19 protein-coding genes are annotated in these 17,147 nt (G+C 69.6%); 11 read left to right on the forward strand and 8 right to left on the reverse strand.

The features are described 5' to 3' along the window. Positions 1–71 precede the first annotated feature (71 nt). Positions 72–1,439, reverse strand: coding sequence for a bifunctional o-acetylhomoserine/o-acetylserine sulfhydrylase (locus FVQ89_RS10210; RefSeq protein WP_255513613.1), 1,368 nt, complete (start codon positions 1,437–1,439; stop codon positions 72–74). A gap of 94 nt (positions 1,440–1,533) precedes the next feature. Between FVQ89_RS10210 and FVQ89_RS10215 the strand changes: the two genes are divergently transcribed. After that, positions 1,534–2,103, forward strand: a complete 570-nt coding sequence (locus FVQ89_RS10215) for a PadR family transcriptional regulator (protein ID WP_147901850.1) — start codon at positions 1,534–1,536, stop codon at positions 2,101–2,103. Next, positions 2,100–3,569 (forward strand): MFS transporter, encoded by a 1,470-nt coding sequence (locus FVQ89_RS10220; protein WP_147901851.1) that lies wholly within the window; start codon positions 2,100–2,102, stop codon positions 3,567–3,569. The genes FVQ89_RS10215 and FVQ89_RS10220 overlap by 4 nt, the downstream gene beginning before the upstream one ends. Position 3,570: 1 nt before the next feature. Here the strand turns inward: FVQ89_RS10220 and FVQ89_RS10225 are convergent, their stop codons facing one another. Further along, positions 3,571–4,674 (reverse strand): acyltransferase family protein, encoded by a 1,104-nt coding sequence (locus FVQ89_RS10225; RefSeq protein WP_255513553.1) that lies wholly within the window; start codon positions 4,672–4,674, stop codon positions 3,571–3,573. Positions 4,675–4,751: 77 nt separating this feature from the next. Here FVQ89_RS10225 and FVQ89_RS10230 point away from each other — a divergent pair, with 77 nt between their 5' ends. Then, a complete protein-coding gene (locus tag FVQ89_RS10230; RefSeq protein ID WP_187264994.1) occupies positions 4,752–5,522 on the forward strand; it encodes an SDR family NAD(P)-dependent oxidoreductase in 771 nt (256 codons plus the stop codon). On the opposite strand, the gene FVQ89_RS10235 is transcribed toward FVQ89_RS10230, so the two are convergent. Continuing rightward, positions 5,506–6,975: an MFS transporter gene (locus FVQ89_RS10235; protein ID WP_147901852.1), complete on the reverse strand. Its 1,470-nt coding sequence runs from the start codon at positions 6,973–6,975 to the stop codon at positions 5,506–5,508. The two genes, FVQ89_RS10230 and FVQ89_RS10235, sit on opposite strands and share 17 nt — an antisense overlap. 42 nt (positions 6,976–7,017) lie before the next feature. Here FVQ89_RS10235 and FVQ89_RS10240 point away from each other — a divergent pair, with 42 nt between their 5' ends. From FVQ89_RS10240 to FVQ89_RS10265, 6 genes are read left to right on the forward strand one after another with little or no spacing between them, the layout of a single operon-like run. Beyond that, positions 7,018–7,521 (forward strand): phosphoribosyltransferase, encoded by a 504-nt coding sequence (locus tag FVQ89_RS10240; protein WP_147901853.1) that lies wholly within the window; start codon positions 7,018–7,020, stop codon positions 7,519–7,521. Next, positions 7,518–8,243 (forward strand): Type 1 glutamine amidotransferase-like domain-containing protein, encoded by a 726-nt coding sequence (locus tag FVQ89_RS10245; RefSeq protein ID WP_187264995.1) that lies wholly within the window; start codon positions 7,518–7,520, stop codon positions 8,241–8,243. Before FVQ89_RS10240 ends, FVQ89_RS10245 begins: the two co-directional genes overlap by 4 nt. Next, positions 8,240–8,938: a uracil-DNA glycosylase gene (locus tag FVQ89_RS10250; protein WP_147901855.1), complete on the forward strand. Its 699-nt coding sequence runs from the start codon at positions 8,240–8,242 to the stop codon at positions 8,936–8,938. Before FVQ89_RS10245 ends, FVQ89_RS10250 begins: the two co-directional genes overlap by 4 nt. A 58-nt stretch (positions 8,939–8,996) precedes the next feature. Continuing rightward, complete coding sequence (locus FVQ89_RS10255; protein ID WP_147901856.1) at positions 8,997–9,893, forward strand: ABC transporter ATP-binding protein; 897 nt, start codon at positions 8,997–8,999, stop codon at positions 9,891–9,893. After that, on the forward strand, positions 9,893–10,693 hold the full coding sequence (locus FVQ89_RS10260) for an ABC transporter permease (RefSeq protein WP_147901857.1): 801 nt from the start codon (positions 9,893–9,895) through the stop codon (positions 10,691–10,693). Before FVQ89_RS10255 ends, FVQ89_RS10260 begins: the two co-directional genes overlap by 1 nt. Then, entirely contained in the window at positions 10,693–11,271 is a 579-nt protein-coding gene (locus FVQ89_RS10265) for a GNAT family N-acetyltransferase (protein ID WP_147901858.1), read from the forward strand. The genes FVQ89_RS10260 and FVQ89_RS10265 overlap by 1 nt, the downstream gene beginning before the upstream one ends. A 30-nt stretch (positions 11,272–11,301) precedes the next feature. Here FVQ89_RS10265 and FVQ89_RS10270 read toward each other — a convergent pair whose 3' ends face one another. The 3 genes from FVQ89_RS10270 to FVQ89_RS10280 are packed head-to-tail and all read right to left on the reverse strand — an operon-like array spanning position 11,302 to position 13,333. Beyond that, positions 11,302–12,075, reverse strand: coding sequence for an ABC transporter permease (locus FVQ89_RS10270; RefSeq protein WP_147901859.1), 774 nt, complete (start codon positions 12,073–12,075; stop codon positions 11,302–11,304). Next, positions 12,072–12,980 carry an ABC transporter ATP-binding protein gene (locus tag FVQ89_RS10275; protein ID WP_147901860.1) on the reverse strand — a complete coding sequence of 303 codons (909 nt, stop codon included), beginning with the start codon at positions 12,978–12,980 and terminating at the stop codon, positions 12,072–12,074. Before FVQ89_RS10275 ends, FVQ89_RS10270 begins: the two co-directional genes overlap by 4 nt. Beyond that, positions 12,977–13,333, reverse strand: coding sequence for a GntR family transcriptional regulator (locus tag FVQ89_RS10280; RefSeq protein WP_147901861.1), 357 nt, complete (start codon positions 13,331–13,333; stop codon positions 12,977–12,979). Before FVQ89_RS10280 ends, FVQ89_RS10275 begins: the two co-directional genes overlap by 4 nt. Positions 13,334–13,429: 96 nt before the next feature. Between FVQ89_RS10280 and FVQ89_RS10285 the strand changes: the two genes are divergently transcribed. Both FVQ89_RS10285 and FVQ89_RS10290 read left to right on the forward strand, forming a co-directional pair. Continuing rightward, complete coding sequence (locus FVQ89_RS10285) at positions 13,430–14,860, forward strand: amidase (protein WP_147901862.1); 1,431 nt, start codon at positions 13,430–13,432, stop codon at positions 14,858–14,860. Between the two features lie 39 nt (positions 14,861–14,899). Next, complete coding sequence (locus tag FVQ89_RS10290; protein ID WP_147901863.1) at positions 14,900–15,256, forward strand: SIP domain-containing protein; 357 nt, start codon at positions 14,900–14,902, stop codon at positions 15,254–15,256. 19 nt (positions 15,257–15,275) lie between these two features. Here FVQ89_RS10290 and FVQ89_RS10295 read toward each other — a convergent pair whose 3' ends face one another. Continuing rightward, the gene (locus tag FVQ89_RS10295; protein ID WP_255513554.1) at positions 15,276–15,713 is read right to left on the reverse strand and encodes a Fe-S oxidoreductase; all 438 of its coding nucleotides are present in this window, start codon (positions 15,711–15,713) and stop codon (positions 15,276–15,278) included. Further along, positions 15,710–17,140 carry an NAD(P)/FAD-dependent oxidoreductase gene (locus tag FVQ89_RS10300; RefSeq protein WP_147901864.1) on the reverse strand — a complete coding sequence of 477 codons (1,431 nt, stop codon included), beginning with the start codon at positions 17,138–17,140 and terminating at the stop codon, positions 15,710–15,712. Before FVQ89_RS10300 ends, FVQ89_RS10295 begins: the two co-directional genes overlap by 4 nt. Positions 17,141–17,147 lie beyond the last annotated feature (7 nt).

Consider the following 17,147-nt stretch of genomic DNA (forward strand, 5'->3'; position numbering starts at 1 on the left):
CGTGTCTGCGGGACTGTTACGCGACAGGGGCCCCGCCGATGACGGCGGAGCCCCTGCGGTGACGCGTGGGATCAGGCGTTGGCGCTCGCCGCGCTCACCTTGCGGGCGGCGTCGAAGCCCGCCTGCAGGTCGGCGATGAGGTCGTCGACGTGCTCGAGCCCGACCGAGAGGCGCACGAGGCCGGGCGTGACACCCGTCGTGAGCTGCTGCTCGGGGGTCAGCTGCGAGTGCGTCGTCGAGGCCGGGTGGATGATGAGGCTCCGCACGTCGCCGATGTTGGCGAGGTGGCTGAACAGCTTCACGTTGTCCACGAGTGCGCGACCCGCGTCGACACCGCCCTTGAGCTCGAACGAGAGCACCGCTCCGACGCCGTGGGGGGCGTAGGTGTTGGCGCGCGCGTACCACGGGCTCGAGGGGAGGCCGGAGTAGTTGACCGATGCGACGTCCGGGTGCGAGTCGAGCCACTCGGCGACGTGCTGCGCGTTCTGCACGTGACGCTCGATGCGGAGCGAGAGGGTCTCGATGCCCTGGATGAGCTGGAAGGCGCTGTCGGGCGAGATCGCCGCACCCAGGTCGCGCAGCAGCTGCACGCGCGCCTTGATGACGTACGCGATGCCGTCGCCGAGCACGCCGGTGTAGCTCGCCCCGTGGTACGACGGGTCGGGCTCCGTGAGGCCGGGGAACTTCTCGACGTTCTGCGACCAGGGGAAGCGTCCGCCGTCGACGATCACGCCGCCGATGACCGTGCCGTGCCCGCCGAGGAACTTCGTGGCCGAGTGCACCACGATGTCGGCGCCGTGCTCGAAAGGCCGGATGAGGTACGGCGTCGCGATCGTGTTGTCCACGATGAGCGGCACGCCTGCCTCGTGTGCGATGTCGGCCACGGTGCGGATGTCGAGCACGTTGATCTTCGGGTTGCCGATCGTCTCGGCGAAGAAGAGCTTGGTGTTCGGGCGCACCGCTGCGCGCCACTCGTCCGGGTCGTCCTGGTTCTCGACGAAGGTGACCTCGATGCCGAGCTTCGCGAGCGAGTACTTGAACAGGTTGTAGGTGCCGCCGTAGATCGAGCTCGACGAGACGATGTGGTCGCCCGCGCCCGCGATGTTCAGCACCGCGTAGGTCTCGGCCGCCTGACCGGACGACACGAGCAGCGCTGCCGTGCCTCCCTCGAGCGCGGCGACGCGCTCCTCGACGACCGCCTGGGTGGGGTTCTGGATGCGGGTGTAGATGTTGCCGAACTCGGCGAGCGCGAAGAGGTTCTTCGCGTGATCGGCATTGTTGAAGACGTACGACGTGGTCTTGTAGATCGGCGTCGCACGGGCGTTCGTCACGGGGTCGGGCGCCGCGCCCGCGTGGATCTGCTGGGTCTCGAACTTCCAGTCCGACATGGTCTGCTCCTGATCGGCTTCGGGGAGCGGGCAGGTGCCCGCTTGTCGGATCACGGTAGATGCAGCGCTTGACCGCGGCAATGTGCGTGAAACGGAGCGTCACATCCGACTTGACACGCGCGGGTACTTTCGTGAAAGTAGTCGCGTGTCATCCATCCGTCTCTTCGTCCTCGGATCGCTCGCCGAGCGGGGCCCGATGCATGGCCATGCGCTCGTCGCCCTCGCCGAGGAGGAGCACGTCACCGAATGGACGGACATCTCGGTCGGCGGCCTGTACGGGGCCATCCGGCGGCTCGACCGCGAGGGTCTCATCGCAGCCGTCCGGGTCGAGCGCGTCGGCAACTATCCCGAGCGGCAGGTCTACGCCATCACCGACTCCGGTCGTGAGGCGCTCCGCAGCATCCAGGCCGAGACCCTCGAGACGCTCGACCTCCGGCACGACCCCGTCGACCTGGGCATCGCGCGACTCGATCCCGAAGCGCTCGACCGACTCGAGGCCGTCGTGCGGTCCCGTCACGCCCGGCTCACGGCCTCCCTCGCCGAGCTCGACGCCCGCCGCGCGCGGATCCGTCAGTACCTCACCGAGGCCGAGTGGGTCGCGATGGCCCACGGCACTCACCGCTTGCGGGGCGAGATCGCCTGGCACGACGAACTGCTCGCCGCACTCCCCGACATCATCCGCGACGAACGTGCGCGCAGAGAGGAAACCCCATGACCCGCACCGCCCCCTCATCGCTCTCGTCGACCCGAGGGCGCTGGCTCGCCCTCGCCGTGCTCATCCTGGGCGTCGCCATGGGAATGCTCGACACCACGATCGTGAACGTCGCGCTCCCCACGCTCAGCACAAGCATCGAGGCCTCCGAGGCGACTCTCTCGTGGATCATCGCCGGATACGCGCTCGCCTACGGCCTCGTCCTCATCCCCGCCGGGCGGATCGGTGATCGCATCGGGCACAAGTGGGTGTTCCTGATCGGCGTCTCCGGGTTCACGATCGCGAGCCTCGCGTGTGGTCTCGCCCAGGACGGCACGGCGCTCGTCATCGCCCGCGTCGCGCAGGGACTCGCCGGGGGCTTCTTCTTCCCCGCCGTGACGGCGCTGATCCAGCTCATGTTCACGGGGCGCGACCGCGGGCGTGCGTTCGCCGTGATGGGGGCCGCGATCGGGGTCTCCACCGCTCTCGGGCCGATCATCGGAGGCCTCCTCATCGAGTGGCTCGGCGACGCGGAGGGCTGGCGCTCGATCTTCTTCGTGAATCTGCCCATCGGCGTGATCGCGGTCGTGGCCTCCTGGATCGTCCTTCCCGGGGGCGCGGAGGGGCGGGATGCCCAGGGCGTCGACATCGTGGGCACTCTGCTGCTCGCGGGGGCGCTCGTCGCGATCCTCGTGCCGCTCATCGAGGGCCAGGATCTCGACTGGCCGCTGTGGACGTGGCTCTCGCTCGTCGGCGGGGCGCTGCTGGTCGTGGTGTTCGCCCTGTGGGAGGTGCTGCTCGACCGGAGACGCCGAACGACGCCGCTCGTGCCGCCGCACCTGTTCACGCACCCGGCCTTCACGGGTGGCGTGATCCTCGCGATGGTCTACTTCGCGGCCTTCACGAGCATCTTCTTCACCATCTCGATCCTCTGGCAGTCGGGTCTCGGCCACTCGGCGCTCGAGTCGGGCCTCGTCTCGGTGCCGTTCGCCCTCGGGTCGATCATCGGCGCATCCCAGAGCGACCGGGTCGCTCACCGACTGGGTCGCGGAGCGCTCGTGCTGGGTACCGGGATGGTCGCGGCGGGTCTCATCGTCGTCTGGATCGTGCTCGCCACGGTTCCGGCTGCCGACCTCACCAACTGGGAGCTCCTCGCGCCACTCGCGATCGCGGGGATCGGCTCGGGCCTGTTCATCGCCCCGAACGCGCAGTTCATCGTGGCGACGGTCGACCGTGCCGAGGCGGGTGCGGCCTCCGGGGTGATCGGCACGATGCAGCGTGTGGGATCCGCGGTCGGAATCGCCGTGATCGGATCGGTGCTGTTCGGAACGCTCGAGATCACGGGTCCCGACGCCGTGGCAGCGGGCTTCGCGGTGTCGGCCGGGCACGCGATGCTCGTGAGCGCGATCTTCGCCGTGGCCGCGTTCGGTCTCGTGTTCGTGCTGCCCCGCCGGGTCTCGGCAGTTCCCGCGGCCGTGCCGACGGAGTGACTCAGCCGCGGCGGGAACCCGTCGGGTCGGTCCGCGACTGCGTTCGCGGGCGCGAGTCCGCGTCGCGGAAGAGCCAGTCGGGCTTCGGCTCGATCACGGGCCGGAACACACGTCGCACCCACGGGCTCGACAGGACGATCGAGATCGCGAGAGACGCGAACACCATCGTGAGCAGCCAGATCGCCGACGAGTGGTCGTCGCGCAGGATGCCCGACTCGCGGATCGGATACAGCACGAACGAGTGCAGCAGGTAGACGTACATCGTCGCCTGACCGAAAGTCGTGAAGAAGGTGGCGCGACGCGGCACGAGCGCGAGGAAGGCAGCGGTCAGCAGCACCGCGAGAAGGATGAGCGCGAACCGGAGAAGACCCGCCCACCAGGTGGGCTCCCCGAGCGCCTGATACGAGTCGTCGTAGAAGAACCAGAGGCGCAGGTCGAACGCGCGGAAGGACTGCACGTTGACGATGACTACGGCGAGCCATGCGCCGAGCACCGCGAGCGCGGCGACACGTGCCGCCCAGACGCCGCGCCCGAGGTCGAGCCAGCGTCCCCACACATCCCATTGCCGCAGCTTCCAGCCGAGCACGAAGAACGGAAGGATGCCGATCGCTCGCGACAAGGAGAACGTCGAGTCGACATTGGCGAAGTATCCGACCGTCACCGAGAAGAGAACGGCCCAGACGAGCGGCCAACGCAGCAGCGCGAGGTAGGGGAGCACGATGCGGAAGATCGCGAGCGCCAGCAGGAACCACAGCGTCCAGTGCGGCTCGGTCGGGTTGAAGATGTCCTTGCCTTCGACGGCCCACTGCACGATCGACCAGATCGACTGCATGATCACGTACGGCAGCACGAAGTCCGTGATGAGCCGTCGCATCTGACGGCCCCCGGGCGCATCTGCTTTGGAGAAGTACCCGGACACGATCGCGAACGCCGGCATGTGGAACGCGTAGATGAACAGGTACAGGGCGAGCGCGTTGTCCGAATCGGCTGTCTGGCGCTGGATCGCGTGTCCGATGACCACGAGCACGATGCACGCGAATCGCGCGTTGTCCCAGTAGGGCACGCGTGTCCGGTTCTTGACCGGGGTCGACGCGGTGTCGCTCACTGGACAACAGTACGGGGCGTTGCGGGGCGCCCGTCGGTGTGTCCGGGGACGTCCTGCCGAGGCCCTAGCGTGGAGGCATGGCGTATCGGGTGGTCGTGACAGGAGCCAGTTCGGGCATCGGTGAGGCGACGGCACGTCGCTTCGCCTCCGAAGGATGGGAGGTGCTGGGTGTCGCGCGTCGCGCGGATCGCCTGGCGGCGCTCGCGGACGAGGGGGTGCTCACCGCGATCGTCGGTGACGTGACCGACGGCGCCGATGTCGCGCGCATCCGGGAGGAGGTCGAGGCGAGCGGGCCGATCCATGCGCTCGTCAACAACGCCGGAGGTGCGTTGGGGCTCGACAGCGTCGAACACGGCCAGGTCGACGACTGGCGCGTCATGTACGAGACGAACGTGCTCGGCACCAAGCGCATGATCGAAGCCCTGCTGCCGTCGTTGCGTGCGGGTGCGGCGGAGCGCGGCGGCGCCGACATCCTCGCGGTCACCTCGATCGCTGCTCACGTCGTCTACGAAGGTGGGGCAGGCTACAACGCGGCCAAGTTCGCCCAGCATGCGCTCATGGCCGTGCTCCGACTCGAGCTCGCGGGCGAACCGATCCGCGTGATCGAGATCGCGCCCGGGATGGTCAAGACCGACTTCTCGCTCGTGAGGTTCAAGGGTGACAGGGACGCCGCCGACGCCGTCTACGCCGGTGTCGAGGCACCGCTCGTCGCCGACGACATCGCCGAAGCGATCGTCCACGCGGTCCAGCTGCCCGTGCACGTCGACCTCGATCTCGTGACGATCAAGCCCGTCGCGCAGGCTGCACCCCACAAGGTCATCCGGGGGCCGCTCACTCCGCGGGTGTGAGATCGGGCAGCAGCTCGGGCTCCACATCCGCGAACGCGAGCTTCGGCACGAAGAACAGGAACACCATTGCGACCACGGCCCCACCGCCGGAGATCGCCCACACCGTGAGGTAGCCGGCGAGCGGGGCGATCGAGCTTGCAGCGCTCTCGGCGCCCGCGACGAGCGCCACGCCGAAGATCGCCGACGCGAACGATCCGACGATGGTCTTCGTCGTGTTGGTCATTCCCGACGCGACGCCTGTCTGGCCGCGGGGTGCCGCTGCAGCTGCGGCCGCGGGTAGGGCGGCGACGAGCGCGCCCGAGCCGAGACCCGCGATCGCCATATTCGTCATCACCTGCGCCACCTTGAGGTGGAACGGCAGGAACAGCAGATAGCCGAGAGCGACGAGGCCCGTGGCGAGGATGAGCGAGAGCCGCGGCGAAATCCGACGGGAGCCCGCGGCGAAGAGCAGCGCACCGACGATCATCGAGACGAGGTACACGCCGATGAGGTTGGACAACGCGTCGGTGTCGAGACCCAGACCGTATCCGACGAGCTCCGGATCGGTGCCGGCGTAGGTCGCGAGCGGCGCCTGCGCTCCGAGGACGCTGATGCCGAAGAGCCCCGCCGTGACGATGACGGGCCACATGCTCGGCCGCCGCATGACGCGGAGGTCGATCGCCGGGTCGGGATGCTGCAGCTCCCAGCGCCCGAAGCCTACGAGCACCACGAGACCGACGACGATCGCTCCCGCGGTCACCGCGATGCCCGTCGGCGAGCTGTCGATGCGCAGCCAGCCGAGTCCGGCGGTGATGGCGAGGAGGCCGACCGTCAGCAGCAGGAACCCGATGCCGTCGAGTCGGCGCCCGCGGATCGGCTCCGACTCGGGCACACCGAACAGCACCGCGAAGAAGACGAGCGTCACGACGATCGCGGGAGCGAAGAGGGTCAGCATGACGTCCTCGCCGAGTGCGCCGAACACCCTGCTCGCCCCGAGCGCCCCCAGGATCGCCCCGAGCTCGAGCGCGACCACGAGGAATCCGGCCGAGCGCCTCGTCTGCGAGGCGGCCGTCCCGGTTCGGCGTCCGCGGTCGAAGATGAGCGCGATCTCGAGCGGGAGCCACACGACGTAGAAGGCCTGCAACGACCACGCGATGAGGAAGGTCGTGAAGGTCGTCGCGGTGGCGAGCCACCACGTCGCTCCCGCCGTCAGCGCGGTCGTGATCAGCAGCATCCGCTTGTGGCCGTACATGTCGCCGAGCTTCGCGAAAATCGGGACCACGATCGCCGACAGCAGCAGCTGGGCCGCCTCGAACCAGTTGAAGTCACCGTCATGGATGTCGAGACGCAGGACGATTTTGGGGATCAGGGGCACGTAGAAGCCCTGGATGATGCCGCTCGTGAGCTCGACGAGGAACAGGAACCCGACGAGCGAGAAGGTGATCGCCGTCGCGTCTCGGGTGCGGGAGGCCATGCACGGATGTTAGTGGCCCGCGCGGGTCGGTAGCGTTGAGACATGACCGACGAGTCGCGCGAGATCTTGGACTGGAGCACCTACGGACGAGCCGCCCGCGAGCTCGCCGAGACGATCGCCGCGGACCGCTTCCGTCCCGATGCCATCGTGGCGATCGCGCGCGGCGGTCTGGCTCTCGCGGGGTCTCTCGCGTACGCGCTCGACGTCAAGATGCTCGGCAGTCTCAACGTGGAGTTCTACACGGGGATCGGCGCGCGCGGCGACGAACCCGTCGTGCTGCCCCCGACCCTCGATCGCGATTCGCTCGCGGGCAAGCGCATTCTGCTCGCCGATGACGTGGCCGACTCCGGGCGCACCCTCGCACTCGTGGTGCAGTTGCTCGCCGCAGGGGGCAGCGAGGTGCGCACGGTCTGCCTCTACACGAAGCCCACCACCGTGCACGAACCCACGTACACCTGGCGGCGCACCGACCGCTGGATCATGTTCCCGTGGAGCTCAGAAGGCCCGGTGTCGTTCCCCGACGATCTCACCGGGGATGCCGCGTGAGCGTGCATCTCGTGGGAGGTGGATTCACACCGACGGGCGACCCCGAGGTGACGGGTGTCTTCCTCGCCGAGGCGGCGGCACGGGCAGCGGGCAGCGGGCGGATCGTCCCGCGGATCGGGGTGCTGCTGGTGGTCGCCGATGATGTGCCGTCCGAGGGATTCCGCGCCGAGTACCCGGCTTCATTGCGGGCCGTCGCAGCGTGCGAGCCGGTCGTGACGGTGCTCGTGGCGGGGGAGCGGTTCGCACCGGCGGTGCTCACCGATATCGATGGGCTGGTCATCGGCGGCGGCCTCACCCCGGCGTATCTTGCCGCGGTGGACGACATCGTCGAGGAGATCCGTCTGCTCGTGGCCGACGGCCTGCCGTACCTCGGGTTCTCCGCGGGTGCGATGATCGCGGCCGATCGTGCCGTGATCGGCGGATGGCGCATCAACGGCGTGCCTGTCTGCCCGGAGGCCACCGCGGAGGGCCTCGACGAGGTCACGATCGCCGAAGGCTTGGGACTCGTCGATCTCGCCGTGGACGTCCACGCGGCGCAGTGGGGCACGCTCGGCCGGCTCGTCGCCGCCACGGAGGCCGGGATGGTCGACGGCGGGGTCGCGATCGACGAGGGAACGGTCCTGATCGTCGCCGACGAGGGATTCGCGGTGCACGGTGCCGGCAGCGTCTGGCAGGTGCTCGACGAGCCGGCCGGCGTGATCGTCGGGATCCTCGGAGCATGAGCGGACCGCGCCCGCTCTCGGAACTCGTCGACGCCGGATGGGCGCGGGCGCTCGAGCCGGTCGCGCCCCAGATCGCGCGCATGGGCGAGGTTCTGCGCGCCGAAGTCGCCGAGGGGCGCCCCTATCTCCCGGCAGGCGCGAACGTGCTGCGCGCCTTCACCGCGCCGTTCGATGCGGTGCGCGTGCTCATCGTCGGGCAGGATCCGTATCCGACCCCGGGGCATCCGATCGGTCTGTCGTTCGCGGTCGACCGCCACGTGCGGCCCCTGCCGCGCAGCCTGCAGAACATCTACACCGAGCTCCGCGACGATCTCGGCATCGTTCCTCCCGAGCACGGCGACCTCTCCGGATGGTCGACCCAGGGCGTCATGCTTCTCAACCGGGTGCTCACGGTGCGTCGCGGTTCGCCGGGCTCGCATCGCGGCCTCGGATGGGAGGCGATCACCGAGCATGCGATCCGCGCTCTCGTGGCACGGGATTCGCCGCTCGTCGCGATCCTGTGGGGGCGGGACGCTGGGACGCTCCGGCCGCTGCTCGGGACGACCCCGGTGATCTCCTCCGCGCATCCGAGCCCGCTCTCGGCCCGCAACGGGTTCTTCGGCTCGCATCCGTTCAGCCGGGCGAACGCCCTGCTCGAGCAGGCGGGGGCGGCTCCCGTCGACTGGGATCTGCGGGCGATCGACGCCCGATCCTGACCCATCTCCGACCTTCGGGGGAGGCGTCGGACGGGCATCCGCCGTTAGCGTGGACGCCATGACCGGCGCCGTGATCGAGATACAGGGACTCACCAAGCGCTTCGGCCGCACGACGGCCGTCGACGACCTCACCTTCCGGGTGGAACCGGGGGTGGTGACCGGCTTCCTCGGGCCGAACGGCGCGGGGAAGACCACCACTCTCCGTGCCCTCCTCGGCCTCGTGCGGGCCACGAGCGGCACAGCCAGCTTCGACGGGCGCAGCTACACCGAGCTCGGCGACCCCCTCCGCACCGTGGGAACAGCCCTCGAGGCCGCGAGCTTCCACCCCGGCCGCAGCGGGCGTGACCACCTGAGGGTCGCCGCAGCCGCCGCAGGCATCCCCACCGGTCGCGCCGACGAGGTGATCGAGTGGGTGGGCCTCGGCTCCGCTGCGCGCCGCCGGGTCGGCGGATACTCGCTCGGCATGCGTCAGCGGCTGGGGCTCGCCTTCGCGCTCCTGGGGGATCCGGGCGTCCTCGTGCTCGACGAGCCGATCAACGGACTCGACCCCGAGGGCATCCGCTGGATCCGCGGCTTCCTGCGCTCGCTCGCCGCGGAAGGGCGCACGGTGCTCGTCTCCTCGCACCTTCTGAGCGAGGTGCAGCAGACCGTCGACCGGGTCGTCATCATCTCGCGCGGGCGCCTCGTGTACCAGGGCACACTCGACGGCCTCGAATCCGGTCCCGGCCGGGTGCGGGTGGATGCCGCTGACCGCGCCGCACTCGCCGACGCCGTCACCGCGGCGGGCGGATCGATCGAACTCGCACACGACGGGCTGCATGTCTCGGGTCTCGATGCCGAGGCGGTCGGGCGTGCGGCGCTCGCGGCGGGTGTCGTGCTCAGCCTCCTCGTTCCCGAGAAGGAGGGACTCGAGGACGTCTTCCTGGAGCTCGTGGGCGAAGGGGGGATCCGCTGATGCTGCGCTCGATTCGATCCGAGGCTCTCAAGGTCGTCACGACCCGCGCATGGTGGATCCTCGCGATCGTTCTCTTCGGGTACATCGCCTTGTTCGCCGGCGGGATGGCCGCGCTCTTCGGCACCATCTCGGACCAGGCGGATGCGCTGGGACCTGGCTCGTCCATCCCGCCGCTCGTCTACAGCTTCGCGACCTCGGTCGGGTACGTCTTCCCGCTGCTCTTCGGCGCCCTGGCGACGACGACGGAGTTCCGCCACCAGACCCTCACCCCCACGTTCCTCGCCACGCCGAGGCGCGGAGAGGTGCTCGGCAGCAAGGTCATCGTGGGTGCGGCGTGGGGTGCGATCTTCGGTGTCGTGGGGATCGTCGCGACCGTCGGCGTCGGCGGTCTGATCCTGGCGCTCGTGGGGGTCGACCCTCTGCTCGACTCCACCGACACCTGGGCGCTGCTCGGGCGGATGGTGCTCGCCATGGCGCTGTGGGGGGTCATCGGCGTCGGACTCGGCGTGCTGGTGCCGAACCAGGTCGCGTCGATCGTCATCGTGCTCGCGTTCACCCAGTTCGTGGAGCCGACGCTTCGTATCGCCGCAGCCTTCTGGGAGTGGAGCGCCGAGGTCGGGCGGTTCCTGCCGGGCGCCGCGAGCGACGCTCTTGTCGGTTCCAGCTTCTTCACCTCGCTGAGTGCGGGCGGAGGCGCGAATCTGCTCGAATGGTGGCAAGGTGGACTGGTGCTGGCCGGTTACGCTGTCGTGTTCATCGTCTCCGGCGCGCTCACCACGTGGCGCCGGGACGTGACCTGATGCTCGAAGAGGAGTACAACCCTCGACGTCGACTCCCGCCCCATCTGCGCGCGGTTCCCGAGCCCGAGCCCGAGTTCGCGTTCAGCATCCGGGATGCCGAGGCTGCAGATCTGCCGCACATCCGGGAGATCTACAACCACTACGTCGCGAACTCCACGGTCACCTTCGATGAGGACCCGCAGACGCTCGCGGAGGTGCGGTCGAAGTTCCGTCACGCGCAGAAGCTCGGCTACCCGTGGATCGTCGCGGTCTCACCGTCAGGTCAGATCCTCGGCTACGCGAACGTGTCGCCGTGGAAGCAGAAGGCCGCCTACCGCTACACAGTCGAGAACTCGATCTACCTGCGTGCCGCAGCGACCGGCAAGGGACTCGGCACCGCGTTGATGGCCGAGCTGCTCTCGCGCTCGAAGGCCGCTGGCATCAAGGAGGTCATCGCGGTGATCGCCGACAAGGGCGCGGACGCCTCCATCCGCATGCATGAGTCGTTCGGCTTCACGCGGATCGGCCACATGGGCAAGGTCGGCTTCAAGTTCGGCCGATGGCTCGGCACCGTGCTGATGCAGAAGAGCCTGAAGTAGCTCCTTCGGCACGATGCCGAGCCGTGAGGGTCAGGCGCGCGGCGTCGCCCGTCGCAGCACCCCGTATCCGATCGCTGCCGCGACCAAGCCGGGCACGAGCATGACGCTCGCACTGCCCACGGTGCCGAGCGTGCCGATCGCGTCTCCGACCAGACCCCACCCTCCCGTGAACGTCAGCAGCGCGACTGCTCCGATCACGACGGCGGCGAACAGGAGGAGCGCGAGGGTCAGCCCGACCGCGCGCCAGCGGACGAAGACCGCCGCGAAGTAGACGCCCGTGAAGAGGAAGAACGCAAGCCAGCAGAAGTAGATCCACCACTGCGCGAGCGGGCCGGCGTCCGTGGCGAAGTAGAACGGCCGGAAGAAGGCGCCTCCGGAGCCCCAACCGCGGGTGGCCTCTTCGAGGGTCGAGCCGACGGTCAGCAGAAGCGCGTACGCCGCCGCGAGAATCGTGAACGTCAGGCCCGTGCCCAGCAGGAACGCCCGGCGGGTCGATCCGTAGCCGAGTGCGAGCGGGAAGCTCAGATTGATGGCCTGCACCGCGACAACCAGCATGTAGACGAAGATCCAGCTGATCCCGCCGTTGTACTGCGTTCCGGGGAGCCCTTCGGCGCCGACGTCGGGCACGTTGAGCCGGATCAGACCCCAGATCGACAGGGTCATCAGGAAGATCGCGGTGAGGATCAGGACGGGCCACCAGACGGTGGTCCAGGGGTTCGCCGTGAGCAGGCGCACGATGCGCCAGACGCGGGCACCGGGACCGGGGATCGGCGCCGGGCGTGCCGCGAGAGCGGTGGTGGTCATTCGTTCTCTCCGTTCGTGTGGCCGGCGTTCGCGCCGACGGTGGTGCGGATCACGAGTTGCTGCAGGGAGACGGGGGCGAGTTCGAGTCCGGCGTCGCGTGCCGCCTTTCGCCCCGCATCGTCGAGGTTCGCGACGGTGGCCGTCGCGAGGCCGCCGAGACCGGCCCGGTGGAGCACCTCGCGATCCGCGGTGAATGCGTCGACGGCGGACCGCGCGCCCACGACGTCGATCGCCGCGCCGCGCAGATCGTCGGCGTCCGCGTCGATCACGATGCGGCCGTCGTCGATCACGAGCACATGCTCGAGGAGGTTCGAGACCTCGTCGATCAGGTGGGTCGAGAGGATCACGGTGCGCGGATGCTCGGCGTAGTCGGCGAGCAGCACGTCGTAGAACAGCTGGCGGGCGACCGCGTCGAGGCCGAGGTACGGCTCGTCGAAGAACGTCAGTGGAGCTCGACTCGCGAGTCCGACGATCACGCCGACGGCCGAGAGCTGCCCGCGGGAGAGCTTCTTCATCCGTCGCCCCAGCGGCACCCGGAAGCGCTCGACGAGTTCGTCGGCGAAGTCCGCATCCCACTCCGGGAAGAACCCGGGTGCGCTGCGGAGCACGTGCCGAACCCGGAAGTCGTCCGGGTAGCGCTGGCTCTCCTTGATGAAGCACACCCGATCGAGCACCCGGGCGTTCTCCACGGGGCGCTCGCCGAACACCTCGATCGTGCCTCGCGTGGCGAACTCCTGGCCGGTGAGCAGCTGCATGAGCGTGGTCTTGCCTGCACCGTTGCGGCCGAGGAGGCCGTGGATGCGGTTCTCTTCGAGTGCGAAGCTCGCATCGGAGACTGCATGCACGGCGCCGCCTCCGATTCCGTAGGTCTTGGTGAGGCCCGTAGCGCGGACGATCGTGCTCATCGCGCATCCTCCTCACCGATCATGGCCGCGAGCTGGGTCGGCGTGATGCCGAGCCCGCGTGCCTCTGCCAGCAGGGGAGCGATGTACTGCTCCCGGAATCGATCGCGGCGCTGGGCCACGAGGCGCTCGCGCGCGCCGTCGGCGACGAACATTCCGATGCCTCTCTTCTTGTACAGGATCCCCGCCTCGACGAGCAGGTTGACGCCCTTGCCGGCGGTGGCCGGGTTGATGCGCAGGTATGCCGCGAGTTCGTTGGTGGAGGGAACCTGGCTCTCCTCGGGGAGGGCGCCGGAGACGATGTCGTTCTCAAGCTGCTCGGCGATCTGAAGGAAGATCGGGCGGCTGTCGTCCACGGTGGCTCCTGGGGATAATTGGTTAGTTAGTTGAGTAACTAACCAAGCAGGTATTCCTGTGAGTGTCAACCCCGCACGGTGGCTAACCTCGAGAGAGTGTTCGAACTCCACCACCTCACCGCCGTCGAACAACTCGACTGGCTGCGGCGGGGCGAGATCACCTCTCGTGAGCTGACGGAGCACTACCTCGCGCGGATCGAGCGGCTCGATCCGGAACTCGGCGCCTTCACGGTCGTCGACAGCGACGCGGGGCTCCTCCGAGCAGAGGCAACCGAGTCGCTCTCACGAGCCCTCCCGCTCTGGGGTCTGCCGACTGCCGACAAGGACCTCGTCGCGCGGGCAGGACGTGTGAGCGCGTTCGGCTCCCGCGCGTTCGCGGGGCGCGTCGCTGACGAGAGCGACGAGCTCGCGATCGTCCTCGATGCGACCGGGGCGGTGAGTCTCGGATCCACCGCCGCGCCCGAGTTCGGCTTCCCGAGCTACACCGAGCCGCTCGCGGGCCGGCCCGCGAGCAATCCCTACGACGTGTCGCTCGGCGCGGGTGGATCCAGCGGGGGAGCCGCAGTCGCGGTCGCCGCGGGGCTGCTGCCGGTCGCGCCGGGCTCCGACGGCGGTGGCTCGATCCGCATCCCCGCGGCCGCGACCGGTCTCGTAGGGCTGAAGCCGTCGCGAGGGAGGATCGCGGCGGCATCCGGCTTCGGATCCCTCGGTGGGCTCGTCGTCGCCGGGCCGCTCGCCCGCACGGTTGCAGATGCCGGACTCCTGCTGGACGCGTTCGTCGCGCCCTCCGGATCCCGGTCGCAGTGGGCAACCGAACCGCCTGCCGATCGCGACGACGACGGACCCTTCCTCTCGTCCGCGACCCGCGGCGAAGGCCGCTTCCAGCTCGCCGTCAGCGTCGACAGTCCCTGGGCGAGCGCCTACGACATCCGCCTCGACCCGGAGGCGCGCGCCGCCCTGGATCTGGCCGTCCGGGAGTTCGTCGCCCTGGGCCACGGCGTCGACGAGCTCGCGCTGCCCGAGGAGCCCGGCTACTCCCCGGCATTCCGTGCCGTGTGGCAGGCGGGTGCCGCGACCCTTCCGCTCGATGACGCCCAGCTCGCGCTCGTCGAGCCGCTCACCCGGTGGCTGGTGGAGCAAGGACGGGAACTCGACGCGCGGACGCTCGGCGAGGCGCTCGCCTGGCTTGCCGGGTACGAACGCCGCATCGTCGCGCTCCTGGCGCCGTTCGACGCCGTGCTCATGCCGTCGCTCGCCCTCACGCCGCGGCCGATCGGCTGGTATGACTCGGAGGATGGCGAGCGCAACTTCGCTCAGCAGGTGGAGTACACCCCCTTCACGAGCTTCGCGAACGTCGCGGGCCTTCCGGCCATCACCCTCCCCGTGCACACGACTCCCGACGGTCTCCCGATGGGTGTTCAGCTTGTCGGAAGGCCCGGAGGGGAGCGGACCCTCCTGGCGCTGGGCGCCCAGTTGGAGCGCCGCCTCCGCTGGCACCGGCGACACCCGCCTGCATGGGTGAATTGACAGCCACTGCTTAGGTAAGGCTGACCTATACTGGGATCGATGTTGATCTCGGATGTGCTCCCCGCCACCATCGCCTGGAACCCGGGCGAGGGTGACTCGGTGCTGCTCGGTGCGATCGACTCCGACATCGCCATCGCCGAGACCGTCGCTGCCGGCCTTCCGGAGAAGGCCCGCGGCCGGATCTTCCTCGAGGTCGCCGACGCATCGAGCGTGCGGCCTTTCTCCGCACCGGGGCGTGTGTGTGTCACCTGGCTGTTCCGCGACCGCGGTCAGAGCCTGCGTGCCGCGGTCGACGCCTGGCTGGCCGAGATGCTCCCCGTCGAGGCGGAGCGGGAGCACCAGGTCTACGCGTGGGTCTCCGGCGACCGCGCCGCTCACGCCCTCAGCTCGAACTAGTCGCGCCCGCGCTCGACATTCAGCCGGGCAGGTACCCGCCGTCGACGAGCCCCGCCTCGATCTCGAATCGGTTGGTGCGTGCCTCGGACCCAGCCGCGAGGTACAGGATCGGCAACGACAGGCCGTAGTGCCGCCACTGCGTCACGTGAACGGCCTCATGCGTCAGCACACGATCCGACGTGACGTCGCGCGTCAGATACACGGCACCGATGGTGGTGCCGCCTCGCCCGAACGACCATCGGGGGAGTCCCGCGATCACATGCACCCCCGGCGCACGGCGGTGGCGCCCGAACAGGACCGTGCCCCACAGGAACGCGAGCGCGGTGGCGATGCCGAAGCCCGTCGCCGCGACCGGGCGCGAGAGCAGAAGGCGGCGGCATCCGGGAATGCGCGTGACACCGCGCACCGCCCCGGCCGCCCAACGTTGGGCGGTCGACGAAGCCCCTCCGGAGGTCATCCCTCCGTCGCGGGGCGTCCGAACTCCTCGAGCCATCGCAACCAGACCTCGCTTACGGTCGGATACGCGGGCACCGCGTGCCAGAGACGGGCGAGCGGTACCTCGCCGGCGATCGCGATCGTCGCCGCCTGCAGCATCTCGCCGACATCGGGTCCGACGAAGGTCGCGCCGACCAGCACCTCGCGGTCCAGGTCGACGACCGCGCGGGCCTGACCGCGGTAGTCGTCGGAGTAGACGCTCGCACCCGCCACCCACGACAGGTCGTAGTCGAGCACGCGGGTCCGCAGTCCCTCCGACTCGGCGGCCTCTGCCGTCAGGCCGACGGATGCCACCTCGGGATCCGTGAAGGTCACCTGCGGCACCGTGCGGTGATCCGCGGTCGCCACGTGGGTGCCCCACGGAGCGTCGTCGACGGGGCGCCCCGCCGCGCGCGCGACGATCGCGTCGCCCGCAGCCCGCGCCTGGTACTTGCCCTGATGGGTGAGCAGCACGCGCCCGTTCACGTCGCCCACGGCGTAGAGCCACGAGAAGCCCGGCACCTGCATCGTGTCGTCGACCTCGATCCGGCGCTCCGCCGCGATGCCGAGCGCCTCGAGCCCGAGGTCGCCGGTGCGACCGGTGCGTCCCGTGGCGACCAGCACCCGCTCGGCGAGCACGCGACCCCCGTCGTCGAGGGTCAGCACGGCGTTCTTCTCCGCCTGATGCGCCGACACCGGTTCGGTGCCGATGCGGACATCGACGCCCGCCGCGGCGAGCCCCTGCTCGACCGCCTCGCGGGCGAACGGCTCCTGACCCCGCAGCAGCCCGCTCCTGGCCAGCAGGGTCACGCGGCTGCCGAGCGAGGCGTAGGCAGTAGCGAGTTCGCAGCCGACGACCCCGCCGCCCAGCACGGCGAGTGACGACGGGATCTCGGACGCGGAGGTGGCGTCACGACTCGTCCACGGATCGATCTCGGCGAGCCCGGGGATGTCAGGAAGCACCGGCACCGAACCGGTGCAGACGGCGATCGCGTGGCGCGCCTCGATTTCGACGGTCGTGCCGTCGCTGGCGGTCACGACGATGCGGCGCGGTCCGACGAACCGTGCGTGACCGCGCACGAGCTCGATCCCCGCGCCCTCCAGCCACGCCACCTGAGAGTCGTCGGTGTGATCGTGGGTGATGCGATCCCGGCGACGCAGCACCGCCCGTGGGTCGAGTTCGCCGGTCACCGCCTCTGCCGCTCCCGCCACCGCACGAGCGGCGCGCAGGGCTGCAGCGGGCCGTAGCAGCGCCTTCGAGGGCATGCACGCCCAGTAGGAGCACTCGCCGCCGACGAGCTCGGCCTCCACGATGAGGGTCGAGAGCCCGCCCTGCGCGGTGCGGTCGGCGACGTTCTCGCCCACCGCGCCCGCGCCGATCACCACGACATCGACCTCGCGCGCATCCATGCTTCGA

The organism is Homoserinibacter sp. GY 40078, from assembly GCF_008017545.1.
GTDB lineage: Bacteria > Actinomycetota > Actinomycetes > Actinomycetales > Microbacteriaceae > Homoserinibacter.